This window comes from Pusillimonas caeni (genome assembly GCF_003545815.1).
Classification (GTDB): domain Bacteria; phylum Pseudomonadota; class Gammaproteobacteria; order Burkholderiales; family Burkholderiaceae_B; genus Pusillimonas; species Pusillimonas caeni.
Genome location: NZ_PDUW01000001.1, coordinates 103,121 through 125,229, shown reverse-complemented (window position 1 = coordinate 125,229; position 22,109 = coordinate 103,121). Strand labels below are relative to the sequence as shown.

The window sequence follows — 22,109 nt, the reverse complement described above, 5'->3', positions numbered from 1 at the left end:
TCGCCGTGATCGGCGCCGGCGCGGCCGGGATGATGGCGGCGTCGGTGGCCGGGCAGCGCGGCCTGCGCGTGGTGCTGATCGACCATGCGCAGCGCTTGGCCGAGAAAATCCGCATTTCGGGCGGCGGCCGCTGCAACTTCACCAACCTCGGCACGACCCCGGCCCAGTTCATCTCGCAGAACCCCAACTTCTGCCGTTCGGCGCTGGCCGGCTACACGCCGCGCGACTTCATCGACCTGGTCGAGCGGCACGGCATCGCCTGGCACGAAAAGCATCGCGGACAATTGTTTTGCGATGAGTCCAGCGAAGCCATCATCCGGATGCTCGAACAGGAGTGCGATGCGGGCCGCGTGAGCTGGCGCATGCCTTGCCCGGTGCAGGCCATTGCCAGAGAGGCGGACCATTTCTCGATCAAGACCGGCGGCGAATCCATCGAGGCCAGGCAGGTGGTGATGGCCACCGGCGGCATGGCCATCCCGCAGCTGGGCGCCACGGATTTCGCCTTGAAAGTGGCCCGCCAGTTCGGCCTGAAGGTGGTCGAGCCGCGGCCGGCGCTGGTGCCGCTGACTTTCGACGCCGAGCACTGGAAGCCTTTCAGCGCCCTCAGCGGAGTCTCGCTCGAAGTCAGCGTGCGTTGCGGCCAGGGCAGAAGCAAGACGGTGTTTCTGGAAGACCTGCTGTTCACGCATCGAGGCCTTTCGGGGCCGGCCATATTGCAGATTTCCAGCTATTGGCATCCCGGCGAGCCGATCGAGCTCGATCTGGCGCCCGGGCAGGACCTGGCCGAGGCGCTGCTGGCCGCCAAGCCCGGCAATCGCCAGCAGCTCGACACGGCCCTGTCGGCGATCTGGCCGAAAAGGCTGGCCGAACAATGGCTGGCCACGGCGCCGGGCCGGCCCGGCGCTCAGCGCATGGCCGACATCCCCGACAAGACGCTGCGCGCCCTGGCGGCGCGCATCCATGGCTGGCGCTTGACGCCCAGCGGCACGGCCGGCTATCGCAAGGCGGAAGTGATGCGGGGCGGCGTGGACACACGGGGGCTCGACCAGAAGACCATGCAGGCCAAGGCTGTGCCGGGCCTGTATTTCGTGGGCGAGGCGGTCGACGTCACCGGGTGGCTGGGCGGCTACAACTTTCAATGGGCCTGGGCGTCCGGCGTCGCCTGCGGGCGCGCCCTCCAGGCCGCATGACACGCGGCTTCGGCCTTGGCGGGCCAAGCTGATTCACGCTATGCTGAGCGCTGATTCGGAGTCGTCATGACACAGGACCTGAAGCGTACCCCCTTGTACTTCCTGCATGTGCAGGCCGGTGCCCGGCTCACCGACTTTGCCGGATGGCACATGCCTTTGTCCTATGGCTCGCAGCTGGACGAGCATCGCGCCGTGCGCGCCAAGGTGGGCATGTTCGACGTCTCGCACATGCGGGTCATCGATGTGCAGGGCAGCCAGGCCAAGCCTTTTCTGCAGCGCCTGCTGGCCAACGACGTGGCGCGGCTCAGGACGGTGGGCCGGGCGCAGTATTCCTGCATGCTCAATCGGCGGGGCGGCGTCCTGGACGACCTGCTCGTCTATTTCTTTGCCTCCGATGAATGGCGCCTGGTGGTCAATGCCGCCAATGCCCAGGACGATCTCGAATGGATGCGTTCCGTGGCGGCCGACGAAAACTTCGATGTGGCGCTGACGATGCGCGAAGAGCTGGCCATCATCGCGGTTCAGGGGCCGCAGGCGCCGCGGGTCCTTTGGCAGGCGCGTCCCGCCTGGAAGGCCGCCGCCGGCGAGCTGAAACGCTTCACCGCCACCTTCGTCGACGAGGTCGTCATGGTGGCGCGCACCGGCTACACGGGTGAAGACGGCTACGAGATCATTCTGCCCGCTTCCCTGGCGGCGGCCTTGTGGAACGACCTTGCCCAAGCGGGCGTGGCGCCCTGCGGCCTGGCCGCGCGCGATACCTTGCGCCTCGAGGCCGGCCTGAACCTTCACGGGCAGGATATGGACGACAGCGTGCTGCCTTCACAGGCGGGCCTGTCATGGACAGTCAACCTCGACGATCCGGCCCGGCGCTTCATCGGCCGCGAGGCGCTCGAGCAGGCGGGCGAACAGGCGCTGGCCTTCGTGGGTTTGCGCCTGCTCGACCGTGGCGTGATGCGTTCCGGCGCCGCGGTACAGACCGCCTCGGGCCGGGGCGTGGTCACCTCGGGCACCCTGTCGCCGACCTTGGGCGTTTCCATCGCCATGGCGCGTGTGCCGCGCGCGGTCTCGGTGGGCGACGCCGTGCAGGTCGAGGTGCGCGGCAAGTGGATGCCCGCCGAAGTGGTACAAATGCCTTTTGTCCGCAGCGGCACGGCTGCGGGTTCCGACAATCCAGCAACCTGAACGAGGTCCAAATGAATCAACCGGATGATCGCAAGTACACGCCTTCGCATGAATGGGTAAAAACCGAGGGCGATGTCCTCATGGTGGGAATCACCGACAATGCGCAGGATCAACTCGGCGACCTGGTCTTCGTCGGCGACTTCAAGGTGGGCGCCAGGCTCAAGGCCGGCGAGACGGCCGGCGTGGTGGAGTCGGTCAAGGCGGCCTCCGACATCTATGCGCCGGTGGCCGGCGAAATCATCGCCTTCAACGAAGCGCTGGACAGCCAGCCCGACCTCATCAACGAAACGCCCTACGAGGCGTGGATCTTCAAGATTCGTCCGTCCAACGCCACCGACGTCGAGGCCTTGCTGGACGCCAACGGCTATCAAGACCTGGTCAGCGCCGACTGAGCGCGGTCCGCGATAATGGCGGCTCCCTTTCTTCACGCGCGCCGCGCGCCGCGGGCCGGCGGCACGCGAAACGCAGGTAGGTAGAACAGGCAGGACAAAACAATGCATGACGATGTTTTTTGAAAGGGGAGGGCTACCTAGCGCATGCGCAGCGGCTTTTTCGGCTGTCTTGCTGCTTGGCGTCCCGGGTGCGGCTTGCGCCGTCCAGGTAATCGATTCCGAGACGGGCGAGCTGCATCTCGATTTCCAGGCGGGCGCCGCCGCCTATCATAGTCAGCGCAATTACCAGCAGTCGGGGCTTCGCAGCGAGGGTTCGTTCACTTGGCAAGAGGGCTACATCAAGCTCGGCTTGCGGGGCGCTCGCAACCTGTCCGGAGCGAGCCAGCTGTACGGCGGCGTGACGGGCCTGGCCAAGGGCACGTTCGGCGACGGCGATCCCGCCGGCTGGACCAGCGGCCGTGAGCGCGGCACGGCGCTTTCCGAAGCCTATGTCGGCTGGCGCTCGGGCTTTCTGTTTCCTGCGCTGGGCAAGGACGGGCTGCGGTTTTCGGCCGGACGCCAGCGGCTCATACTCGGCGACGGCTTCCTGATCGCCAAGGACGGCCTCAGCATGGGCCGGGAAATTTCCGGCGGGAGGCTGGATCGGGGCGGGGCGTATTACCTCGCGCCGGAAAACACCTTTGCCCGGACGGCGTCCGTGCGTCTGGGCGGCGATCAGGGCCTGGCCGGCGAATTGATGTGGCTGAAGTCGAACAACCCCGGCCAGGCCAAGCCGGAGCTGGCGGTGGCCTTGCTGGAAAGCCAATCGGAAGAGGCCGCCGCAAGCCTTTCCTATATCGACGTGCTCGACACCGATGCCGGACTCGACACGCGCGACCGCAAAGGGGTCAAGACCTACAGCCTGCGCGGCCATGGAAACCTCGGTGTAAACAACCTCTTCGTATCCGCCGAGTATGCGCATCAGCGCAGGCACACAGGCAGGGAAAGGGCCTGGTATGGCGAGATAGGCTGGACGTTCTCCGATTTGCCCGGCAAGCCCAGCGTGAACTATCGCTACAGCTATTTTTCGGATCGCTTCGATCCTTTGTTCTATGGCAACGTGCGCGGCCTGGGTACCTGGGTGCAGGGCGAGCTGGCGGGCAATTACGCCGGCCCGTTCAACAGCAATGCCAAGGTGCATCACGTCAACGTCAAGGTCCCCGCGGGCGAGCGGCTGAGCTTCGGCCTGCTGGCCTACCGCTTCAGTTCCCTGAACAAGTCGCTGGGCCGCCTGGATGCCTACGAGATCGATCTGTACGCCGAATGGCAGGTGGGCGGCTTCTACATCATGCCGGCGATCGGCTGGTACAAGCCCAAGTACGACGATGCGGGCGGAGGCAGCCAGATAGGTACGCGAAGCGGCAATCTATGGGGCCAGCTTCTCGTCACTTACAGTTTTTGAAGAGGATCGTCGCCGGGCTTGTCAGGCCACTGCGTCCAATATCGCCTTCAGCGTGCCGAACAGCTGATCGATCTGGCTTTCTTCGATGATGAGAGGCGGCGAGAGCGCCAAGGTGTCGCCCGTGTAGCGCAGCAACACGCCCCGGTCGTAGCAGGCCTGGAAGGCCTCGGCGGCACGCGCGCCCGGGGCGCCTTCGCGGCTCTGCAGCTCTATGCCCGCCACCAGGCCCAGGTTGCGCACGTCCGCGACATGGCGCGCGCCGCGCAGGCTGTGCGCGGCTTGTTCAAAGCTGGGCGACAGCTTTGCGGCGCGTTCGAACAGACGCTCGCGTTCGTAAATGTCCAGTGTCGCCCGGATGGCCGCGGCGGCCAGCGGATGCCCCGAGTAGGTATAGCCGTGGAACAGTTCGATGCCCTCGGCGGCCTGGCCGACGATGGTGTCGTGCACATTTCGATGGACGGCGACGGCGCCGCAGGGCACGGCGGCGTTGCTCAGGCCTTTGGCAAGGGTGATCAGGTCGGGCGTGATGCCGAAATGCGCGCTGGCCGTGGCGGCGCCCAGCCGGCCAAAGCCCGTGATGACTTCGTCGAAGATGAGCAGGATGCCGTGGCGTGCGGTGACGTCGCGCAGTTTTTCCAGGTAGCCTTCGGGCGGCACCAAGACGCCGGCCGAACCCGCCAGGGGCTCGACAATGACGGCGGCGATGGTCGACGGGTCGTGCAGTGCGACCAGGCGCTCCAATTCGTCGGCCAGGTGGGCGCCCCATTGGGGCTGGCCGCGCGAGAAGGCATTGTGCTGCAGGTCGTGGGTATGGGGCAGATGGTCGACCGCCGGCAGCAGGGCGCCCGAGTAGACCTTGCGGTTGGCGGTGATGCCGCCCACCGATATGCCGCCGAAGCCGACGCCATGGTAGCCGCGCTCGCGGCCGATGAAGCGTGTGCGCTGGCCTTCGCCGCGGCTGCGGTGGTAGGCCAGGGCGATCTTGAGCGCGGTGTCCACCGACTCGGAGCCGGAATTGGTGAAGAAGATGCGGTCCAGCTGCTGCGGCATGATCCGCGCCACGGCCGAAGCGGCCGCGAAGGCCTGCGGGTGGCCCATCTGGAAACCCGGCGCGTAGTCCATCTGCGCCGCCTGGCGGGCGATGGCCTCGACGATCTCGGGCCGCCCATGTCCGGCGTTGACGCACCACAGCCCGGCCGTGCCGTCCAGTATGCGGCGGCCGTGCACGTCGGTGTAGTACATGCCCTGGGCGCTGCTGAGCAAGCGCGGTTTCTGCTTGAACTGCCTGTTCGCGGTGAAAGGCATCCACAGATGAGACAGTTCAGGCGCCCCCTGCTGGCTGGCCTCGTCGTCGGCGGCAGGCGGGCCGGACATGCGGGACAGATTGGCTGATGCGCCGGCGGCTCCATCGGGCTTGGCCCCGTCATTGCCGTTGCCTTGCCGGCGGTACACGACGAAATCATAGCGATAGCCGTTTTCCTCGGGCTGAGGCCGGCGTTCTTTCTCTTGCCACTCCTGGTCGGCCAGGGGCGGGAAGAAAACATCGCCTTCCACATCGGCGTGGATTTCGGTGGCGATGATTTCGTCGGCCAGCGGCAGGGCTTCAGTGAAAATCTGCGCGCCGCCGATGATGCAGACGGAGGGCTCGTCGCCGCAGGCGGCCAGGGCGTCGGCCAGCGAGGTAAAGACGCGCGCGCCTTCGGCCACATAGGTTCGATCGCGGCTGACGACGAGATTGGGCCGGCCCGGCAGGGGACGCCCAAGGGACTCCCAGGTTTTGCGGCCCATCAATATGGGCTGGCCCATGGTGCTGCGCTTGAAGTGGGCCAGGTCACTGGGCAGCCGCCAGGGCAGGTCGTTGTCGCGGCCGATGACGCGGTTGCTGGAATAGGCGACGACCAACTTGATGTAGGGCTGGGCCATGGCAATGCCTTGTATGAGCGCGTCAGACCGCGACAGGCGCCTTGATGTGCGGATGGAACTGGTAGTCCAGGATCTCGAAGTCTTCGTATTCGTACTCGAACAGGCTGGCCGGCTTGCGCTTGATGTCCAGGCGCGGATAGGGGTGGGGCGTGCGCGACAGCTGCAGCTCGACTTGCTCGAAATGGTTGCTGTACAAGTGGCAGTCGCCTCCCGTCCAGATGAAGTCGCCCACCTGCAGGTCGCATTGCTGCGCCACCATATGGGTCAGCAACGCATAGCTGGCAATATTGAAGGGCACGCCCAGGAAGATGTCCGCACTGCGCTGGTACAGCTGGCATGACAGCTTGCCGTCGGCCACGTAGAACTGGAAAAAAGCATGGCAGGGCGGCAGGGCCATGTTGGGAATGTCGGACACGTTCCAGGCCGACACGATCAGCCGGCGCGAATCCGGGTTCTGCCGTATCTGCTGCAGCACCTGCGAAATCTGGTCGATATGACGGCCGTCGGGCGTGGGCCACGAGCGCCACTGCACACCGTATACAGGACCCAGGTCGCCGTTGGCGTCGGCCCATTCGTTCCAGATCGAGACGCCGCGCTCTTGCAGCCAGCGGACGTTGGAATCGCCCCGCAGAAACCAGAGCAGTTCTATGAAAATACTCTTGGTATGCAGCTTTTTGGTGGTGACCAGCGGAAAGCCCTGGTTCAGATCGAAACGCATCTGGTAGCCGAATACCGAACGCGTCCCGGTGCCGGTGCGGTCGGTCTTGCGGGTGCCATGTTCGTACACATGGCGCATGAAGTCTTCGTACTGTTGCATGATGATCGATCAGAAAACGGGTTTCAGTAGCTGGGACGGGCGGCTCGCGCCGTTCCGGGCCTCTGCGTTGCGCGCCTTCAGGCCTCCTCGATGGAGACCGAATGGGTGATTTCCGCCGTCTGGGCCAGCATGGCCGACGCAGAACAATACTTTTCGTGAGAAAGCTTGACGGCCCGCTCGACGGCGGCCTGGGGCAGGCCGGCGCCCGTGACGGTGAACGCGAAGTGGATCTTGGTGAACACCTTGGGGTCGGTGTCGGCCCGCTCGGCGTCGAGTTTGACCTGGCAGCCCTTGACGGCGTGCCGCCCCCGCTTGAGGATGAGCACGACGTCGTAGGCGGCGCAGCCGCCGGCGCCGGCCAGCATCATTTCCATGGGGCGCGGCGCCAGGTTGTGGCCGCCGCCCTCGGGGGCGCCGTCCATGGCGGTGACGTGGCCGCTGCCCGTGCGCGCCACGAAAAGCATGCCTTCCGGGCCGCCCCAATCTATAGTGCATTCCATTTGAGTCTCGCTGCCTGGAGTCTTGATGGGATCGGAAAGAAGTCGATCCGTAAGGGCTCAATCATAGCGCAAGCCCCGGTCCTACATCGCCGCTGGCCGGGTGACGGCCGCCCGTCCCGGCCTGCGGCCGGCGCGGAATTTTTATATCATGTCCGGGTAGAACCCGATTGACGGTCACGAACAAGGGGGCGTTATGGCCGAATCCAAAGTACTCGAGGCGCGGACCTCAACCGCAGAAGGCATGCCGACACGCTCTTTGCGTGGGCTGGATGCCGTTCTGGCCGAAGCGGGCCGCGCCCTGCAGGTACTCACTGGCTCGGCCCAGGCGAGCCGCCCGAATCCGGCCGGCCGGCAACGCGGCGAACCCGCGCTGTCAGAAGCGGAGCAGAGGCATGCCGCCGGCCTGATGCGCGTCAACCACGTGGGCGAAGTCTGTGCGCAGGCCCTGTACCGGGGCCAGGCGCTGCTGTGCGACGATCCCGCCGCGCGGACGCTGTTGCTGCGGGCGGCGGCCGAAGAAGTCGACCACCTGGCCTGGTGCGCAGACCGGCTCGAAGAATTGAAAAGCCGGCCCAGCTATCTCAATCCACTGTGGTATGCAGGTTCGTTTGCGCTGGGACTGGCCGCCGGCCGGGCCGGCACGGCGCGCAATCTGGGCTTCATGGCCGAGACCGAAGCCCAGGTGGAGCAACACCTGGACGGGCATCTTACCCGGCTGCCCGCGGCGGACGAACGCTCGCGCCGCATCGTGGAGCAGATGCGCAGCGACGAAATCGACCATCGCACCACGGCGCAAAGAGAGGGCGCCCAGCGCCTGCCCCTGCCTGCCAGGCTGGCGATGCGCGCCATGTCCAAGGTCATGACCACGACGGCCTACCGGATCTGAACCTCGCCGCTGTTGTGCTGTTGTTGTTTTGTAACGAATTAGGCAAACTACTTTTTGTTTTTTCTTGCCATTCGGGTTTCCCCTAGGTATACTGCAGTTGTGGTTGCAAGAAAGCAGTATCCAAGGCGGCAATTGCTTCAGATACAACAGTTTTCAGAAATTTCTTGCATTGCACCATTTGATGCTATACAATTTAGTTATCGGATGTCGAAACGTGATTGTAGAGGAAAACCCGAGGTAAACCCTCAGCCAACTCCAGTCACGAAGGCTCAAGCAGTAATGCTTTCGTAGCCCGACATGCCACGGTTGTCTCCTCCACCCTCCTCCTTTGGTGGATTTAGCCCGAGATCTCACGATCTCGGGCTTTTTTTTTCTGCAAACGGGACCGCCTTTCTTCTTCGCTCAGGGCGGTTGTCCCTTCCGCATCATCAAGATGGTTTTCTTCTCTTTCCGAAGATTGATGTCGGCTGTCCGAAGGGCCCCCTTTTTCGCCAGGTAATTGCTATGCTCGCGGTTACATGTTTCGTTGCATATTTTTTTTAGGGTAAGCCCTGACTGTTACAGTTTCGGCTCATAATGTCGGGTATCCGTTTCGGTTCCGCCGCGACTGCCTGGTCCGGCCTTTTTTTTACCGTTATTTTTGCGGTCTTGGCGGTGGAGCCGTATTGTCCTTGAACAACGTAGTGGGAGCTCTCTGGTCGTGCCTCAAACCTGGGACACTCTAACCTGGCTGTACATCTGTATCGTGGCCTTCACGGTCGGGGGGCTCATTGTCGCGTCCGAGCGTTGGCACGGCGCGTTCACGGGCGATTCCGACATGTCCAAGCCTCAGGCTTCGCACGCGCGCGCCGCGCCGCGGGTGGGGGGGCTGGCCGTGGTGGCGGGAAGCCTGGCGGGGCTGCTGGTGCTGGGGCCCAGCAACATGACGCTGACCTGGCTGTGGCCGGTGCTTTTCATCGCGGCCATGCCCGTATTCGTCGCCGGGCTGCTCGAGGACATCACCAAGGAAGTGGGCGCGGGCAAGCGCCTGATGGCCGCTTTCGTGTCGGCCGCCATCGCCTGGTGGCTGCTGGGCGGCGTGTCGCGCGTGGGCTTTGCCGGCCTCGACTGGGTGTTGTCGTTCTGGCCCATTTCGCTGGTCGTCACGGTCGTCGCGGTGGGCGGCTGTACCCATGCGCTCAACATCGTCGACGGCATGAACGGGCTGGCCGGCATGGTCGCCACCCTGATGGCGCTGTCCATCGGGCTGGTCGCCCTGCAGGTCCAGGACATTCCCATCTTCCTGATCGCCGCGGCGCTTGCCTCGGCCACGCTGGGTTTCCTGGTCTGGAACTTCCCGTTCGGACGGGTGTTTCTTGGCGACGGCGGGGCCTATTTCCTGGGTTTCATGCTGGCCGAGCTGGCCGTGCAGCTGGTGGTGCGCAACCCCGGCGTGTCGCCTTTCTATGCGCTCGCGGCGGTGTTCTATCCGGTGTTCGAAACGCTGTTCTCGATCTGGCGAAGGCGCTTCAAGCGCGGCACGCCGGTCGACCAGCCCGACGCGCTGCATCTGCATCAGCTGGTTTTCCGGCGTCTGGTGCGGGTCACCTTCAGTCGCGACAGCCGCCACGCGGTGCCGGCGCTGTGCAACGCCATGGCATCGCCCTATCTGTGGGTGCTGACCCTGATCGGCCTGGCTCCGGCCACCATCTGGTGGGACGACCCGGTCATCCTCTGCATCAGCCTGCTGGTGTTCGCCGGCGTGTACATCTGGATTTATACGCGGCTCGTGTCGTGGCGGCGGCCGGCCTGGCTGCTGCTGCCGTCACTGGGGCGCAACAACCGCAACAAGCACTGATTCCCGGCATGGGCTCGCGCCGCCTCCGGCTGTCCGGGCGTGCGTTTTGGCCCGCGAACCTATTAATATTGTTTTCGACAGCTCAACGTGGGAGATTCGATTTTGCAACTTCAAGACGTGAAACTGGCCGTCGTGGGCCTGGGCTATGTAGGCCTTCCTCTGGCGGTGGAATTCGGCAAGAAGCGCTCTGTCCTGGGTTTCGACATCAATGCCCAGCGCATTGCCGAACTGAAAGAAGGCCGAGACCACACGCTCGAGGTCGAGTCCGAGGAACTGGCTCAGGCCAAGCAGTTGGAGTTCGCCCACGAGGCTGAACTACTCGCGCGGGCCAACGTTTTCATCGTGACCGTGCCCACCCCCATCGACGAATACAAGCAGCCGGACCTCACCCCGCTGGTGCGCGCCAGCGAAACCATAGGCAAGGTGCTGAAGCGGGGCGACATCGTCATTTACGAATCCACCGTATATCCCGGCGCCACCGAAGAAGACTGCGTGCCGGTGCTCGAACGCGTGTCGGGGCTGCGCTTCAACGAAGACTTCTATGCCGGCTACAGCCCCGAGCGGATCAATCCGGGCGACAAGCAGCATCGCGTCTCCACCATCAAGAAGGTCACGTCCGGCTCCACGCCCGAAGTCGCCGAACTGGTCGACCAGCTTTATGGCGAGATCATCACGGCGGGCACCCACAAGGCGCCGTCGATCCGGGTGGCCGAAGCCGCCAAGGTCATCGAGAACACCCAGCGCGACGTCAACATCGCCCTGATCAACGAACTGGCGCTCATCTTCAACCGCCTGGGCATCGATACCCAGGCCGTGCTCGAAGCCGCCGGAACCAAATGGAACTTCCTGCCTTTCCGTCCGGGCCTGGTCGGCGGGCATTGCATCGGCGTGGATCCCTACTACCTGACCCACAAGGCGCAGGCCATCGGCTATCACCCCGAGATCATCCTGGCAGGGCGCCGCCTGAACGACGCCATGGGCAGCTATGTGGTGTCGCAACTGGTCAAGGCCATGACCAAGCGCCGCATCCAGGTCCAGGGCTCCAAGGTGCTGGTCATGGGCCTGGCCTTCAAAGAAAACTGCCCCGACCTGCGCAATACGCGCGTGGTGGACATTGTGCGCGAGCTGGGCGAATACAACATCGAGGTCGACGTCTACGACCCCTGGATCGATGCCGCCGAGGCCGTGCACGAGTACGGCATCACGCCCATCAAGGCGCCCGCCGAGGGCGCCTACGACGGCATCATCGTGGCCGTGGCGCACAAGCAGTTCCTGGATATGGGGCCGCAGGCCATCCGCTCGTTGGGCAAGAATCAGCATGTGCTTTACGATCTCAAGTACATCTTGTCGGCCGACGAGTCCGACCTGCGTTTGTGATCAACGGGACGAGAGGTCTGTATGAGTAATCGCTATCAAGAAGTTATCCAATCCCTGCGCGAAGAACCCAAGCGCTGGCTCGTCACGGGCTGCGCGGGCTTCATCGGCTCCAACTTGCTGGAGACCCTGCTTGCATTGGGGCAGAAGGTGGTCGGCCTGGACAATTTCGCCACAGGCCACCAACACAACCTGGACGAGGTCGAGAAAACAGTCGGGGCCGACAAGTGGGCCAATTTCGCTTTCATGGAAGGCGACATCCGCGATCTCGACGTCTGCCGCCGCGCCGTCCAGGACGTGGACTACGTGCTGCATCAGGCCGCCCTGGGATCGGTGCCGCGCTCGCTGCAGGATCCGATCACCAGCAACGATGTCAATATTTCGGGCTTCCTCAACATGCTGGTGGCGGCGCGCGATGCCAAGGTCAAGTCCTTCGTCTATGCCGCGTCCAGCTCGACGTATGGCGACCACGAGGCGCTGCCCAAGGTCGAGGACCGCATCGGCCGTCCGCTGTCTCCCTACGCGGTCACCAAGTACGTCAACGAGCTCTATGCCGACGTGTTTGCGCGCTCGTACGGCTTCGGCAGCATCGGCCTGCGCTACTTCAACGTGTTCGGCAAGCGGCAGGACCCCAACGGCGCCTACGCGGCGGTCATTCCCAAATGGGTGGCGGCCATGATCCGCGGCGAAGAAGTCGTGGTCAACGGCGACGGCGAAACCAGCCGCGACTTCTGCTTCGTCGAGAATGCGGTGCAGGCCAACATCCTGGCGGCGCTGGCCCAGCCCGCAGGCGTGAACCAGGTTTACAACGTCGCCTTCAATGCGCGCACCACGCTGAACGAGCTGTTCCAGTACCTGGCGCAGACGCTCGACAGCCAGGGCGTCAAGTACGACAAGCAGCCGGTCTACCGCGATTTCCGCGCCGGCGACGTGCGCCATTCGCAAGCCGACATCAGCAAGGCCAAAGAGCTGCTGGGCTACGAGCCCATGCACAACATCGTCCAGGGGCTCGAGGTGGCGATGCCGTGGTACACACAGTTCCTGCGCTGAATTGAAGACGTTTTCCCAACGGCTGGCCGGGCTGCATGCGGACCACCGCCGCATCGCCAAGGGCGCCGCCCGGGTGGCTTTCTTTCTCTTGCTGGGCAAGGCGGCGGGCGCGCTGAAAGAAATGGCGGTGGCCTACCGCTATGGCGTCAGCGACGCCGTCGATGCCTATCAGTTCACGCTCACCATGGCCAGCTGGCTGCCCGTCACCATCGTGGGCGCCCTGTCCGTCGTCCTGATTCCGGTGCTGGTGCGAACGCGCCGCGAAAGCCCGGAGGCGCGGGCTCTTTTCCTGGGGCAGTTGCAGGGATGGATCATCGCGCTGGGCGTGGTGCTGGCCGTCCTGAGCTATGCCGCCTGGCCGCTTCTGTTGCAGTGGGCGGGGCAAGGCCTGGATCCGCGCACCCAGCGCATGACGTCGCAGCTGATGCTGGCGTTCGCTCCGGCGGCCTTGCTGACCCTGATGACGGGCATCAGCGCCGCGCGCCTGCGCGCGCACGAACGCCACATCAACACCCTGCTGGACAGTGTTCCCGCTGTGGTGATCCTGATCTGGGTGTTGCTGGCCGCCACGGTGGACGACGTGGGTCCCCTGCTGTGGGGCACGCTGGTGGGGTATGTGATCCAGTCGGCATGGCTGTGGTGGCTGGCGTCGCGCGCCGACGGAATGTGGGGCCGCCCGCGGCTCGGGTTGTCGGCTCATCAATGGCCCGACCTGGTCAAGGCGGCGGGCGTCATGCTGGTCGGGCAGATCGCCATGAGCTTCGTCGGGCCCATCGACCAGTACACGGCGGCCAACCTGGGCGCCAACGCCAATGCCACGCTGGGCTATGCGGCGCGGCTGTTGTCGCTGGTGCTGGGCCTGGGCGCCGCGTCGGTCGGGCGCGCGGCCCTGCCTGTGTTGGCCGATGTCCAGAGCCGGGGCGACGTGGACCACGCGCGCGCCGTCGCCCTGAAATGGTCGGTATGGATGCTGGGCGCGGGCGCGGCGGCGGCCGCGCTGGGGTGGCTGCTGGCGCCGTGGGGAGTGGCCCTGCTATTCGAACGGGGCGCCTTCACGGCACAGGATACGCTGGCCGTGGCCCACGTGCTGCGTTGGGGGCTGCTGCAACTGCCGTTTTATTTTGGAGTCCTGATACTGGTGCAGCTGCTGGCCAGCCAGAACCGCTACCGCATCATGGCCGCTATCGCCGTCGGCAATTTCGCGATCAAGGCCGTCATGAATCAGGTGCTTGCGCCGGTCATGGGCACTGCGGGCATCATGCTCGCAACCAGTTGCATGTACGCCTTGTCGTACAGTTGTTATGTCTTCGTCGCGCTGCGCTCGCCCGCGCGCTGAGCCCGTTCATCAAAGGTTTCAATTGTCCCGCTCTTCCGTACGTTCTTTTCACCTGATGATAGTCATCCACTCGCTGAGCGGCGGCGGCGCCGAGCGTGTGGCGGTGGACCTGGCGGCCTACTGGGTCGACCGGGGTTTTCGTGTTTCGCTCGTGACCCAGGCCGATGCAACGAGCGATGTCTATGACGTCGACACGCGCGTCAAGCGCATCGTGATGGGCACGGCCGGCGAAAGCAGGGGAGCGCTGGCCGGCGGCCTGGCCAATCTGCACCGCGTCTGGAAATTGCGCAGGCTGATCAGGCGCGAGAAGCCGTCCGTGGTGCTGGGCATGATGACGACGTCCTCCGTATTGGCCGTGATGGCCGCCCGTGGACTGCCTTGCCGCGTGATCGCGACCGAGCACACCCATCCTCCGGCCCAGACGATAGCGCCCATGTGGCAGCGGCTGCGTCGGTGGGCCTATCCAAAGGCGGCGCGCGTGGTCGCGCTGACGTCCGGCACCGCCGCATGGATAGAAGAACATGTGCCGGGCTCCCGCCTCAGCGTGATACCCAATGCCGTGCGCTGGCCCATGCCGGTCGAAGAGCCGATGGTGGAGCCCCCGGCGCGCTACGGCAGGCGCAGGCTGCTGGCGGTGGGCCGCTTGCATGAGCACAAGGGCTTCGATCTGTTGATCGACGCATTTTCCCAGTTGGCCGGATACTTTCCCAACTGGGACCTGGTGATCCTGGGCGAAGGAGACTGCCGCGACGCGCTGCAGGCGCAGATCGAAGCGGCCGGCCTAGAACAGCGTGTTTCCATGCCGGGCCGCGTGGGCAATGTCGGCCAGTGGTATGTCGAATCCGACCTGTACGTGCTCAGCTCCCGCGTCGAGGGCCTTTCGAATACCTTGCTGGAGTCGATGGCCAGCGGTCTGGCGCCGGTGGCGTTCGATTGCGAAACGGGACCGCGCGAAATCGTGCGGCATGGCATAGACGGCGTGCTGGTCGATCCGCCGGAGGACGTGGAAGCCCTGGCCGCGCATCTGTCCGACATGATGGGAAATGAAGAAAAGCGGCGCTCCTGCGCCCGGCGTGCCGTCGACGTGCTCGACCGCTTCTCGACCGCGCGGGTCATGGCATTGTGGGAAGAAGTGTTTCGCGCCCGTTGAGCGTGTTGCGCGTGGCATGGAAAAATGGCAAATAGGCGATAGACATGTGCGGAATCCTTGGGGCCTGGGGCCCGATGCCGGAAAAGCGAGCCGCGATCGGCAGCGGCTGCGATCGCATGCGCCACCGGGGGCCGGACAGCAACGGCTTCTGGGAGGATGAGGCAGCGCAGATCGCCCTTGGGCATGTGAGGCTGGCCATTCTCGACCTCACCGAGGCCGGACATCAACCCATGGTGTCCCACGACGGCAGAAACGTCCTGACGCTGAACGGCGAAATCTATAACCATCAGGACCTGCGCCGCCGCCTCGAGCGCGAAGGGCATATGCCGGCCTGGCGGGGACACTCGGATACGGAGACGCTGGTCGAGGCCGTTTCGGCCTGGGGAATGGAAAGGGCCTTGCAAGAGACGGTGGGCATGTTCGCCCTGGCGCTCTGGGACCGCCATGACCGCAGCCTGTACCTGGCGCGTGACCGCTTCGGCGAGAAACCCCTGTATTACGGCTATGCCGAAGACGCCTTCGTGTTCGGTTCCGAACTCAAGGCCATGGCCGGCCTGCCCGGCTTCGACCGCCGCATCGAACCGCAGGCGCTGGCGCTGCTGATGCATCACAACTACATTGCCGCGCCTTTCAGCATCTACGCGGCGATGCGCAAATTGATGCCGGGCACGTGGCTGCGCCTGGATGGAGACTTGCTGGCGTCGAAGGCGCTGCCGCAGCCCCGGGCGTATTGGTCCGCCGAAGCCGTGGCGCTGGAGGCGGCGGCCGATCCCTTGGAATTCGGCTCGGATGCCGAGGCCATCGACGCCCTGGAGCGGGTGATGAGCACGGCGGTGCAAGGGCAGATGCTGTCCGATGTGCCGTTGGGCGCCTTCTTGTCCGGCGGCATCGATTCTTCCACCATCGTGGCCCTGATGCAGGCGCGAGGGGGCGGGCAGGTCAATACCTTCTCGATCGGATTCGATGTGGCCGCTTTCAACGAAGCCGAGCATGCCAAGGCGGTGGCCGCGCACCTGGGCACGCGCCATCACGAACTTTATCTGTCGGCCCAGGATGCGCTCGAGGCCGTGCCCGCGGTGGCGGGCATATACGACGAACCCTTTGCCGACTCCTCGCAGATTCCGACGATATTGCTGGCGCGCATGGCGCGCCGCGACGTCACGGTGGCGCTGTCCGGCGACGGCGGCGACGAACTGATGGGCGGGTATTCGCGCTATGTCCGGGCCGCCGCGTGGTGGGCGCGGCGCGAGAAGCTGCCGCAGGCATTGCGGGGGCCCCTTGCCCTGGGCGCGCGCGCCATGGGCGGCGCCGCGCCCCTGGGCGCCATGCGCGAGCAGGCCGGCAAGCTTGCGCGGGTTCTGCGGGCCGAGCACAGCGGGCGCTTCTACAGGCAGTTCGTGTCGTACTGGAAGCGGCCTGAAGAGGTCGTGATCGGGGCAAGCCTGCCGCCAGGGCCCTTCGATCAGGCGTCCGAGCTGAAGTTCTTGGATCACATGACCTGGCTGGACACCGTCGGCTATCTGCCCGACGACATTCTGGTCAAGGTGGACCGGGCCGCCATGTCCGTCAGTCTTGAAACCCGCGTGCCCTTGCTCGACCATCGCGTCTATGAATTCGCGCGCCGCCTGCCGTGGCACTACAAGAACCGCGACGGCCAGGGAAAATGGCTGCTGCGCCAGCTCTTGTACCGCCATGTGCCGCGCGATCTGGTCGACCGGCCCAAGAAGGGGTTCGGCGTGCCGCTTGGCCTCTGGCTGCGAGGCCCCCTGAAAGACTGGGCCTATGCGATGCTCGAGCCCGAGCGGCTGAAGGCGCAAGGCCTGTTCCATGCGCGGCCCATTCTGCAGAAATGGCGCGAGCATCAATCGGGGCGCCGCGACTGGAGTCCGCACCTGTGGGGCGTCCTGATGGCGCAGGCCTGGCTGGACGAGTCCGAATCGTGGGGGCGCGGGCCATGAAGATCCTGTTCCTCGTCAGCTCTTTGAACACCGGGGGCGCCGAGCGGGTCGCCACCACATTGGCCAGCGCCTGGGCCAGGCGCGGCGACGACGTAACGCTGGTGTCCACTTTCCCTCGGCGCGGCACGTGTTTTTATCCGCTCGACGCGGGCGTCAAGCTGGTGTGGATCGCCGACCGCCTGAACGGCGCCGGCCATCCGCTGCGCGTCACGGCAGCCAAGCTGCGCATTCTGCGCAAGATGATGGTGGACGAAGCGCCCGACGTCGTGATCTCTTTTCTGACCAACGTCAATGTCATGGCGCTGCTTGCGCATCGGGGGCTGAAAGTGCCCATCATCGTCTGCGAGCGCACCAACCCGGCGGCGGCGAGCAATAGCGGAGCGGTATTGCGCGTGCTGCGCCGGCTGACATATCCGCGGGCCGACGTCGTCACAGTGCAGACGGAATCCAGCGTCGAACCGTTCCGGCGCATGGTGCCCGGCATACGCCGGCTGGAGGTCGTCTCCAATCCGCTGCCGCCCGAGCTGCTCGAGCGGCCGCTTCGCCCCATGGTTTCGGTGGGACGCAAGCGCTTGACGGCCATGGGCAGGCTGGTGCCCGCCAAGCAGTTCGATCTCCTGATCGAAGCATTTTCGCTGTTGGCGCCCCAGCATCCGGACTGGGACTTGGTAATCTGGGGCGATGGGCCGATGCGCGATGCCCTGGTGCGCCAAGTGGCGGGCCTGGGCCTGGATGATCGCATCTCCCTGCCGGGCCGCAGCGATGCGCCCTGGGACGAGCTCTCGAAGGCGGACGCCTTTGCCCTGACCTCGGCGGTGGAGGGCTTTCCCAACGTGCTGCTCGAAGCCATGGCCCTGGGCTTGCCCTGCATCGCCTTCGACTGCCCCAGCGGCCCCGCCGAAATGACCCGGCAGGGCGAGGATGCGCTGCTTGTCCCCGTGGGCGACACCGCCGCCCTGTGCAAAGGCCTGGAGCGCCTGATGCGGGAGCCCGCGCTGCGCGCCGACCTGGCGCGGCGAGGCGCGGAGTCGGTCAGGAAGCGCTATGCTCTGCCGCAGGTGCTCGAACGCTGGGACGACATCATGAAGCAGGCTGAATAAAGGACGCTCATGGCAGACGCTCAATTGCACGTCGTACACATTATTTCGGGGCTGGGACAGGGCGGGGCCGAGACCGTGCTGCATCGCCTGGCGACCGCGCCGGAACAGACGACCCGGCATACCGTGGTGTCGATGGGCGACGAAGGTGTTTTCGGACCCAGGCTGCGTGCGGCCGGCATACGGGTGGTGACGCTGGACATGCCCGCAGGCCGGCTGACCTGGCGCGGATTGCGGCGGCTGCATCGCTTTCTGCGCGCCGAGCGGCCCGACGTGGTGCAGACCTGGATGTATCACGCCGACCTCATCGGCGGCATCGTCGCGCGATGGGCGGGCATCCGCGCCGTGTCCTGGGGCATACGCAATTCGGGCGCCAATCTCGAAAAAAGCAGTCGGCTGACCCACCTCATCGCCTGGGCCTGCGCACGGCTCTCGGGCCTGGTGCCCGCCGGCATCATCGCCTGCGCTCAGGACGCCGCGGTCCGCCACCAGGCGCGCGGCTATCGGGCCGACCGCATGGCGGTGATCCCCAACGGCTACGACCTGTCGCGATGGGTGCCCCGGCCGGGCGCCCGCGAGAGGCTTCGGCGCGAGTGGGGCATTGCGGAAGAGGTACCGCTGATCGGCAGCGTCGCGCGCTGGAATCCCCTCAAGGACCACGCCAACCTGCTGGAGGGATTCGCGGCATGCGCGCGTTCAGCGCCGCATGCGCGCTGCGTCCTGGTGGGCCACGGGCTGACGCCGGACAACGAGGCGCTGATGGCCCTCATCGACCGCTGGAACCTGCGCGACAAGGTCATTCTGCTGGGCCGCCGGGACGACGTGCCGGACGTCATGGCGGCGCTGGACCTGCATGTGCTTTCCAGTTGCGCCGAAGGGTTTCCCAATGTCGTGGCCGAGGCCATGGCCGCGGGCGTGGCCTGCGTCGTCACCGACGTGGGCGATGCGGCGCGCATCGTGGGGGACTTCGGCTGGGTGGCGCCGCCCCAGGACGGCGCCGCGCTGGGGCGGGCCATGGAAGCGGCCCTGCGCGAACGGGGCACGCCGGCCATGGCGGAGCGCCTGCGGCAGGGCAGGGAGCGCGTCGAGTGCCTGTACAGCCTGCCGGCCATGGTCTCGGCCTACGAAGCCAATTGGCGGCAGTTGGCCGCGCGGCGCCGGACGGCGCCGTCCGTCGCGGCCGGCATGGCTCGATCGGACCAGGCGCTCGATGCGGGAACCGGCTCGGGACCGGCGACGCGCTCGGCCTCGGACGCGCGCCGCCTGCTGTATGTGGTCAACAATCCCGCCTTCTTCCTCTCGCACCGCCTGCCCATCGCGCTGGCCGCCCGGGACGCCGGCTACGAAGTGCACGTGGCGACGATGGCGGGGGCGGCCTCGGCCGACATTGTCTCGCATGGCCTTCATCATCACGAGATTCCCATGTCGCGCAGCGGCAAGAATCCGCTGCAAGAGTGCGCTACCCTGTTCGCGCTGTGGCGGCTGTATCGCTCGCTGCGGCCCGACGTCGTGCATGCCGTCACCATCAAGCCGGTGCTGTACGGCGGCATTGCGGCCCGATTGGCGGGCGTGCCCAGCTACGTCGCCGCCGTGTCGGGCCTGGGCTTCATCTTCATGCGCAAGCGCGGGGGCTTCGATTTCCTGCGCTGGGCGGCGCTGCTGCTCTACCGCCTGGCCCTGGGACATCGCAACAGCCGCGTCATCTTCCAGAACACCAGCGACCGGGACGTGCTGCTCGAAGCGGGCGCAGTCCGCCAGCAGCAGGTCGAGCTCATCCGCGGTTCGGGCGTGGATCTGGACCACTTCGCGGCCCTGCCCGAGCCCGAAGGGCCGGTCGTCGCCGTCATGGTGGCCCGCCTGCTTGCCGACAAGGGTGTGCGCGAATTCGTCGAAGCGGCGCGCATGGCGTCGGGGCGTGCGGATCGCATGCGCTGGATGCTGGCCGGCAGCATGGACAGCGGCAACCCCGCCAGTATTTCCGACCAGGAGCTCCAGCGCTGGCGCGACGAGGGGGTGGTGGACTACGTGGGCGAGCAGAGCGACGTGGCCGGCCTGTACGCGCGTTCGCACATTGCCGTGCTGCCCTCCTATCGCGAAGGGCTGCCCAAGTCGCTGATCGAGGCGGCCGCCTGCGGCAGGGCTGTGGTGACCACCGACGTGCCGGGCTGCCGGGACGCCATCGAGGCGGGGCAGACGGGGCTGCTGGTGCCGCCGCACGACGCCGCCGCGCTCGCCTCGGCAGTGCAGCGCCTGGCCGACGATGCAGCGCTTAGAAAGCAATTTGGGGAAGAGGGCAGGCGCCTGGCCGAACGCGCCTTCGACGTCAGGCAGGTGGTGCAAAGACACCTCGACCTGTATGACACGTTGATCGCGGCGGCGGGCGCCACCCGCAAGTTCGAGCCTTCAGATCTGGATTGAGTCGCTATGCTGGATACTTCCGTTTTGTCCGGAATTGCGTCCTGCGGCCGAGCAGGCTGGGGCCCTTTGCATCCCGTTCCTTGCCTTGACGGCTGCGCTGGCCGTAAGAAGCCGATCTAAAAAGGAAGCCTGGCTTCTCCCGCCAGCGGGGTGAGCGCCGCGCGGAACTCCTGCTGGATGCGGTCCAGGGCCTCTTGGCTGTCGGCTTCGAAGCGCAGCACCACCACCGGCGTGGTATTGGACGCCCGCGCCAGGCCGAAGCCGTCGGCGTATTCGGCCCGCACGCCGTCTATGGTGTTGATGCTTTCAGAGGAGGGAAACCTGCCTTCGGCCTGCAGGCGCTCGATCAGCGCGTGCGGCTGGCCTTCCTGCATTTCCAGCTTGAGCTCGGGCGTGGAAATGTCCTTTGGCAGGGCCTCGAGCACCGCCGAAGGGTCTTGGCTGCGAGCCAGGATCTCAAGCAGCCTCGCCCCGGTGTACAGGCCGTCGTCGAAGCCGTACCAGCGTTCTTTGAAGAAAGTGTGGCCGCTCATTTCGCCGGCCAGCGGCGCTTCGGTTTCGGCCAGCTTGGCCTTGATCATCGAATGACCCGTTTGCCACATCAGCGGCCGGCCGCCGGCGGCCGAGATCGATGCGGCCACGTGGCGGCTGCACTTGACGTCGAAAATGATGGTGGCTCCGGGCACCCGCGACAGCACGTCGCGCGCGTAGAGAATCAGTTGGCGGTCGGGCCAGATGATCTCGCCCGACTTGGTGACCACGCCCAGCCGGTCGGCGTCGCCGTCGAAGGCCAGTCCGATCTCGCAGTCGGTGTCGCGGACATGGCGGATGAGATCCTGCAGGTTGTGCGGGTCGGCCGGGTCGGGGTGGTGGTTGGGAAAGCGTCCGTCCACTTCGCAGTACAACTCGTCCACTTCGCAGCCCAGGGCCCGGACCAATTGCGGCGCCACGGCGCCGCCCACGCCGTTGCCGCAGTCGATGGCGATCTTCATGGGCCGCGCCAAGGCGATGTCGGAAACGATGCGCTTCACGTAGTCGTCGACGAGGCTCAGGCCGCGGCGCGTGCCGGGCGTGACTTCGCCTGTCGGGTCCAGGCCGCGCATCACCTGCTTCAGTTCCTGGACGTCGGCGCCGTGCAGTGTCTTGCCGCCCATCATCATTTTGAAGCCGTTGTAGTTCGAGGGATTGTGGCTGCCGGTGATGGCCACCCCCGAACCCGTGTGCTGGGTATGGGCGCCGAAGTAGACCAGGGGAGTCGGCACCATGCCGATGTCCAGGGAGTCGACGCCCTCGGCATTGATGCCCTCTTGCAGGGCCTCGGCCAGTTCGGGGCTGCTGAGCCTGCCGTCATAACCCACGACCAGGGTGTCGATGCCTTCCCGCCGCGCCCGCAGCGCCAGCGCGCGGCCCAGCAGGCGGGCGAATTGCGCGTCGATCTGTTCGGGGACGGTGCCGCGGATATCGTAAGCTTTGAAGACGGCATCGGGCAGGTTGGAGGTCATCACGAGTTTCCTTTCATTCAGATAGCGTTGCAGCGTGTCGGCCGATTATGGCACAG

The 22,109-nt window shown here is 65.6% G+C and carries 17 protein-coding genes and 2 pseudogenes; 14 read left to right on the top strand and 5 right to left on the bottom strand.

All coding sequences use genetic code 11. The features are described from left to right. Positions 1-29 precede the first annotated feature (29 nt). The 4 genes from CSC67_RS00600 to CSC67_RS00585 all read left to right on the top strand — a co-directional run bounded on the left by CSC67_RS00600 (position 30) and on the right by CSC67_RS00585 (position 4,205). Positions 30-1,190 carry a BaiN/RdsA family NAD(P)/FAD-dependent oxidoreductase gene (locus CSC67_RS00600; protein WP_245220109.1) on the top strand — a complete coding sequence of 387 codons (1,161 nt, stop codon included), beginning with the start codon at positions 30-32 and terminating at the stop codon, positions 1,188-1,190. 66 nt (positions 1,191-1,256) lie between these two features. Further along, positions 1,257-2,372, top strand: coding sequence for a glycine cleavage system aminomethyltransferase GcvT (gcvT, locus tag CSC67_RS00595; RefSeq protein WP_118992581.1), 1,116 nt, complete (start codon positions 1,257-1,259; stop codon positions 2,370-2,372). Positions 2,373-2,383: 11 nt separating this feature from the next. Next, on the top strand, positions 2,384-2,764 hold the full coding sequence (gene gcvH / locus CSC67_RS00590; RefSeq protein WP_118992580.1) for a glycine cleavage system protein GcvH: 381 nt from the start codon (positions 2,384-2,386) through the stop codon (positions 2,762-2,764). A 106-nt stretch (positions 2,765-2,870) separates the two neighbouring features. Beyond that, entirely contained in the window at positions 2,871-4,205 is a 1,335-nt protein-coding gene (locus tag CSC67_RS00585) for an alginate export family protein (RefSeq protein WP_245220078.1), read from the top strand. Positions 4,206-4,226: 21 nt separating this feature from the next. Here CSC67_RS00585 and aptA read toward each other — a convergent pair whose 3' ends face one another. The 4 genes and pseudogenes from aptA to CSC67_RS00570 form a co-directional block, all read right to left on the bottom strand. Then, positions 4,227-5,579: an omega-aminotransferase AptA gene (gene aptA, locus CSC67_RS00580; protein ID WP_483414393.1), complete on the bottom strand. Its 1,353-nt coding sequence runs from the start codon at positions 5,577-5,579 to the stop codon at positions 4,227-4,229. Positions 5,580-5,657: 78 nt separating this feature from the next. Further along, positions 5,658-6,128: pseudogene (locus tag CSC67_RS21485) on the bottom strand (dihydrofolate reductase); the annotation flags it as partial. 22 nt (positions 6,129-6,150) lie between these two features. Beyond that, positions 6,151-6,945, bottom strand: coding sequence for a thymidylate synthase (locus CSC67_RS00575; RefSeq protein WP_118992578.1), 795 nt, complete (start codon positions 6,943-6,945; stop codon positions 6,151-6,153). Between the two features lie 77 nt (positions 6,946-7,022). Further along, positions 7,023-7,445 (bottom strand): OsmC family protein, encoded by a 423-nt coding sequence (locus tag CSC67_RS00570; protein WP_118992577.1) that lies wholly within the window; start codon positions 7,443-7,445, stop codon positions 7,023-7,025. Between the two features lie 241 nt (positions 7,446-7,686). Here CSC67_RS00570 and coq7 point away from each other — a divergent pair, with 241 nt between their 5' ends. From coq7 to CSC67_RS21700, 10 genes and pseudogenes are all read left to right on the top strand, one after another. Then, positions 7,687-8,331 carry a 2-polyprenyl-3-methyl-6-methoxy-1,4-benzoquinone monooxygenase gene (gene coq7, locus CSC67_RS00565; protein WP_118993146.1) on the top strand — a complete coding sequence of 215 codons (645 nt, stop codon included), beginning with the start codon at positions 7,687-7,689 and terminating at the stop codon, positions 8,329-8,331. A gap of 700 nt (positions 8,332-9,031) precedes the next feature. After that, complete coding sequence (locus tag CSC67_RS00560) at positions 9,032-10,168, top strand: MraY family glycosyltransferase (RefSeq protein WP_118992576.1); 1,137 nt, start codon at positions 9,032-9,034, stop codon at positions 10,166-10,168. Between the two features lie 102 nt (positions 10,169-10,270). Beyond that, positions 10,271-11,545 carry a Vi polysaccharide biosynthesis UDP-N-acetylglucosamine C-6 dehydrogenase TviB gene (tviB, locus tag CSC67_RS00555; RefSeq protein ID WP_118992575.1) on the top strand — a complete coding sequence of 425 codons (1,275 nt, stop codon included), beginning with the start codon at positions 10,271-10,273 and terminating at the stop codon, positions 11,543-11,545. A gap of 21 nt (positions 11,546-11,566) precedes the next feature. Next, positions 11,567-12,592, top strand: coding sequence for an SDR family oxidoreductase (locus tag CSC67_RS00550; protein WP_118992574.1), 1,026 nt, complete (start codon positions 11,567-11,569; stop codon positions 12,590-12,592). Between the two features lies 1 nt (position 12,593). Then, positions 12,594-13,928, top strand: coding sequence for a murein biosynthesis integral membrane protein MurJ (murJ, locus tag CSC67_RS00545; RefSeq protein ID WP_118992573.1), 1,335 nt, complete (start codon positions 12,594-12,596; stop codon positions 13,926-13,928). A gap of 55 nt (positions 13,929-13,983) precedes the next feature. Next, positions 13,984-15,078 (top strand): glycosyltransferase family 4 protein, encoded by a 1,095-nt coding sequence (locus tag CSC67_RS00540; protein ID WP_118992572.1) that lies wholly within the window; start codon positions 13,984-13,986, stop codon positions 15,076-15,078. A 44-nt stretch (positions 15,079-15,122) separates the two neighbouring features. Beyond that, a complete protein-coding gene (gene asnB, locus CSC67_RS00535) occupies positions 15,123-17,036 on the top strand; it encodes an asparagine synthase (glutamine-hydrolyzing) (RefSeq protein ID WP_118992571.1) in 1,914 nt (637 codons plus the stop codon). Further along, positions 17,033-18,136, top strand: a complete 1,104-nt coding sequence (locus tag CSC67_RS00530; RefSeq protein ID WP_118993145.1) for a glycosyltransferase family 4 protein — start codon at positions 17,033-17,035, stop codon at positions 18,134-18,136. Before asnB ends, CSC67_RS00530 begins: the two co-directional genes overlap by 4 nt. 9 nt (positions 18,137-18,145) lie before the next feature. Further along, a pseudogene (locus CSC67_RS21705) lies at positions 18,146-19,183 on the top strand (glycosyltransferase); the annotation flags it as partial. Positions 19,184-19,318: 135 nt separating this feature from the next. Continuing rightward, a complete protein-coding gene (locus CSC67_RS21700; protein WP_342447666.1) occupies positions 19,319-20,551 on the top strand; it encodes a glycosyltransferase family 4 protein in 1,233 nt (410 codons plus the stop codon). A gap of 116 nt (positions 20,552-20,667) precedes the next feature. Here CSC67_RS21700 and CSC67_RS00520 read toward each other — a convergent pair whose 3' ends face one another. Next, positions 20,668-22,053, bottom strand: coding sequence for a phosphomannomutase/phosphoglucomutase (locus CSC67_RS00520; protein WP_118992569.1), 1,386 nt, complete (start codon positions 22,051-22,053; stop codon positions 20,668-20,670). Between the last annotated feature and the right edge of the window lie 56 nt (positions 22,054-22,109).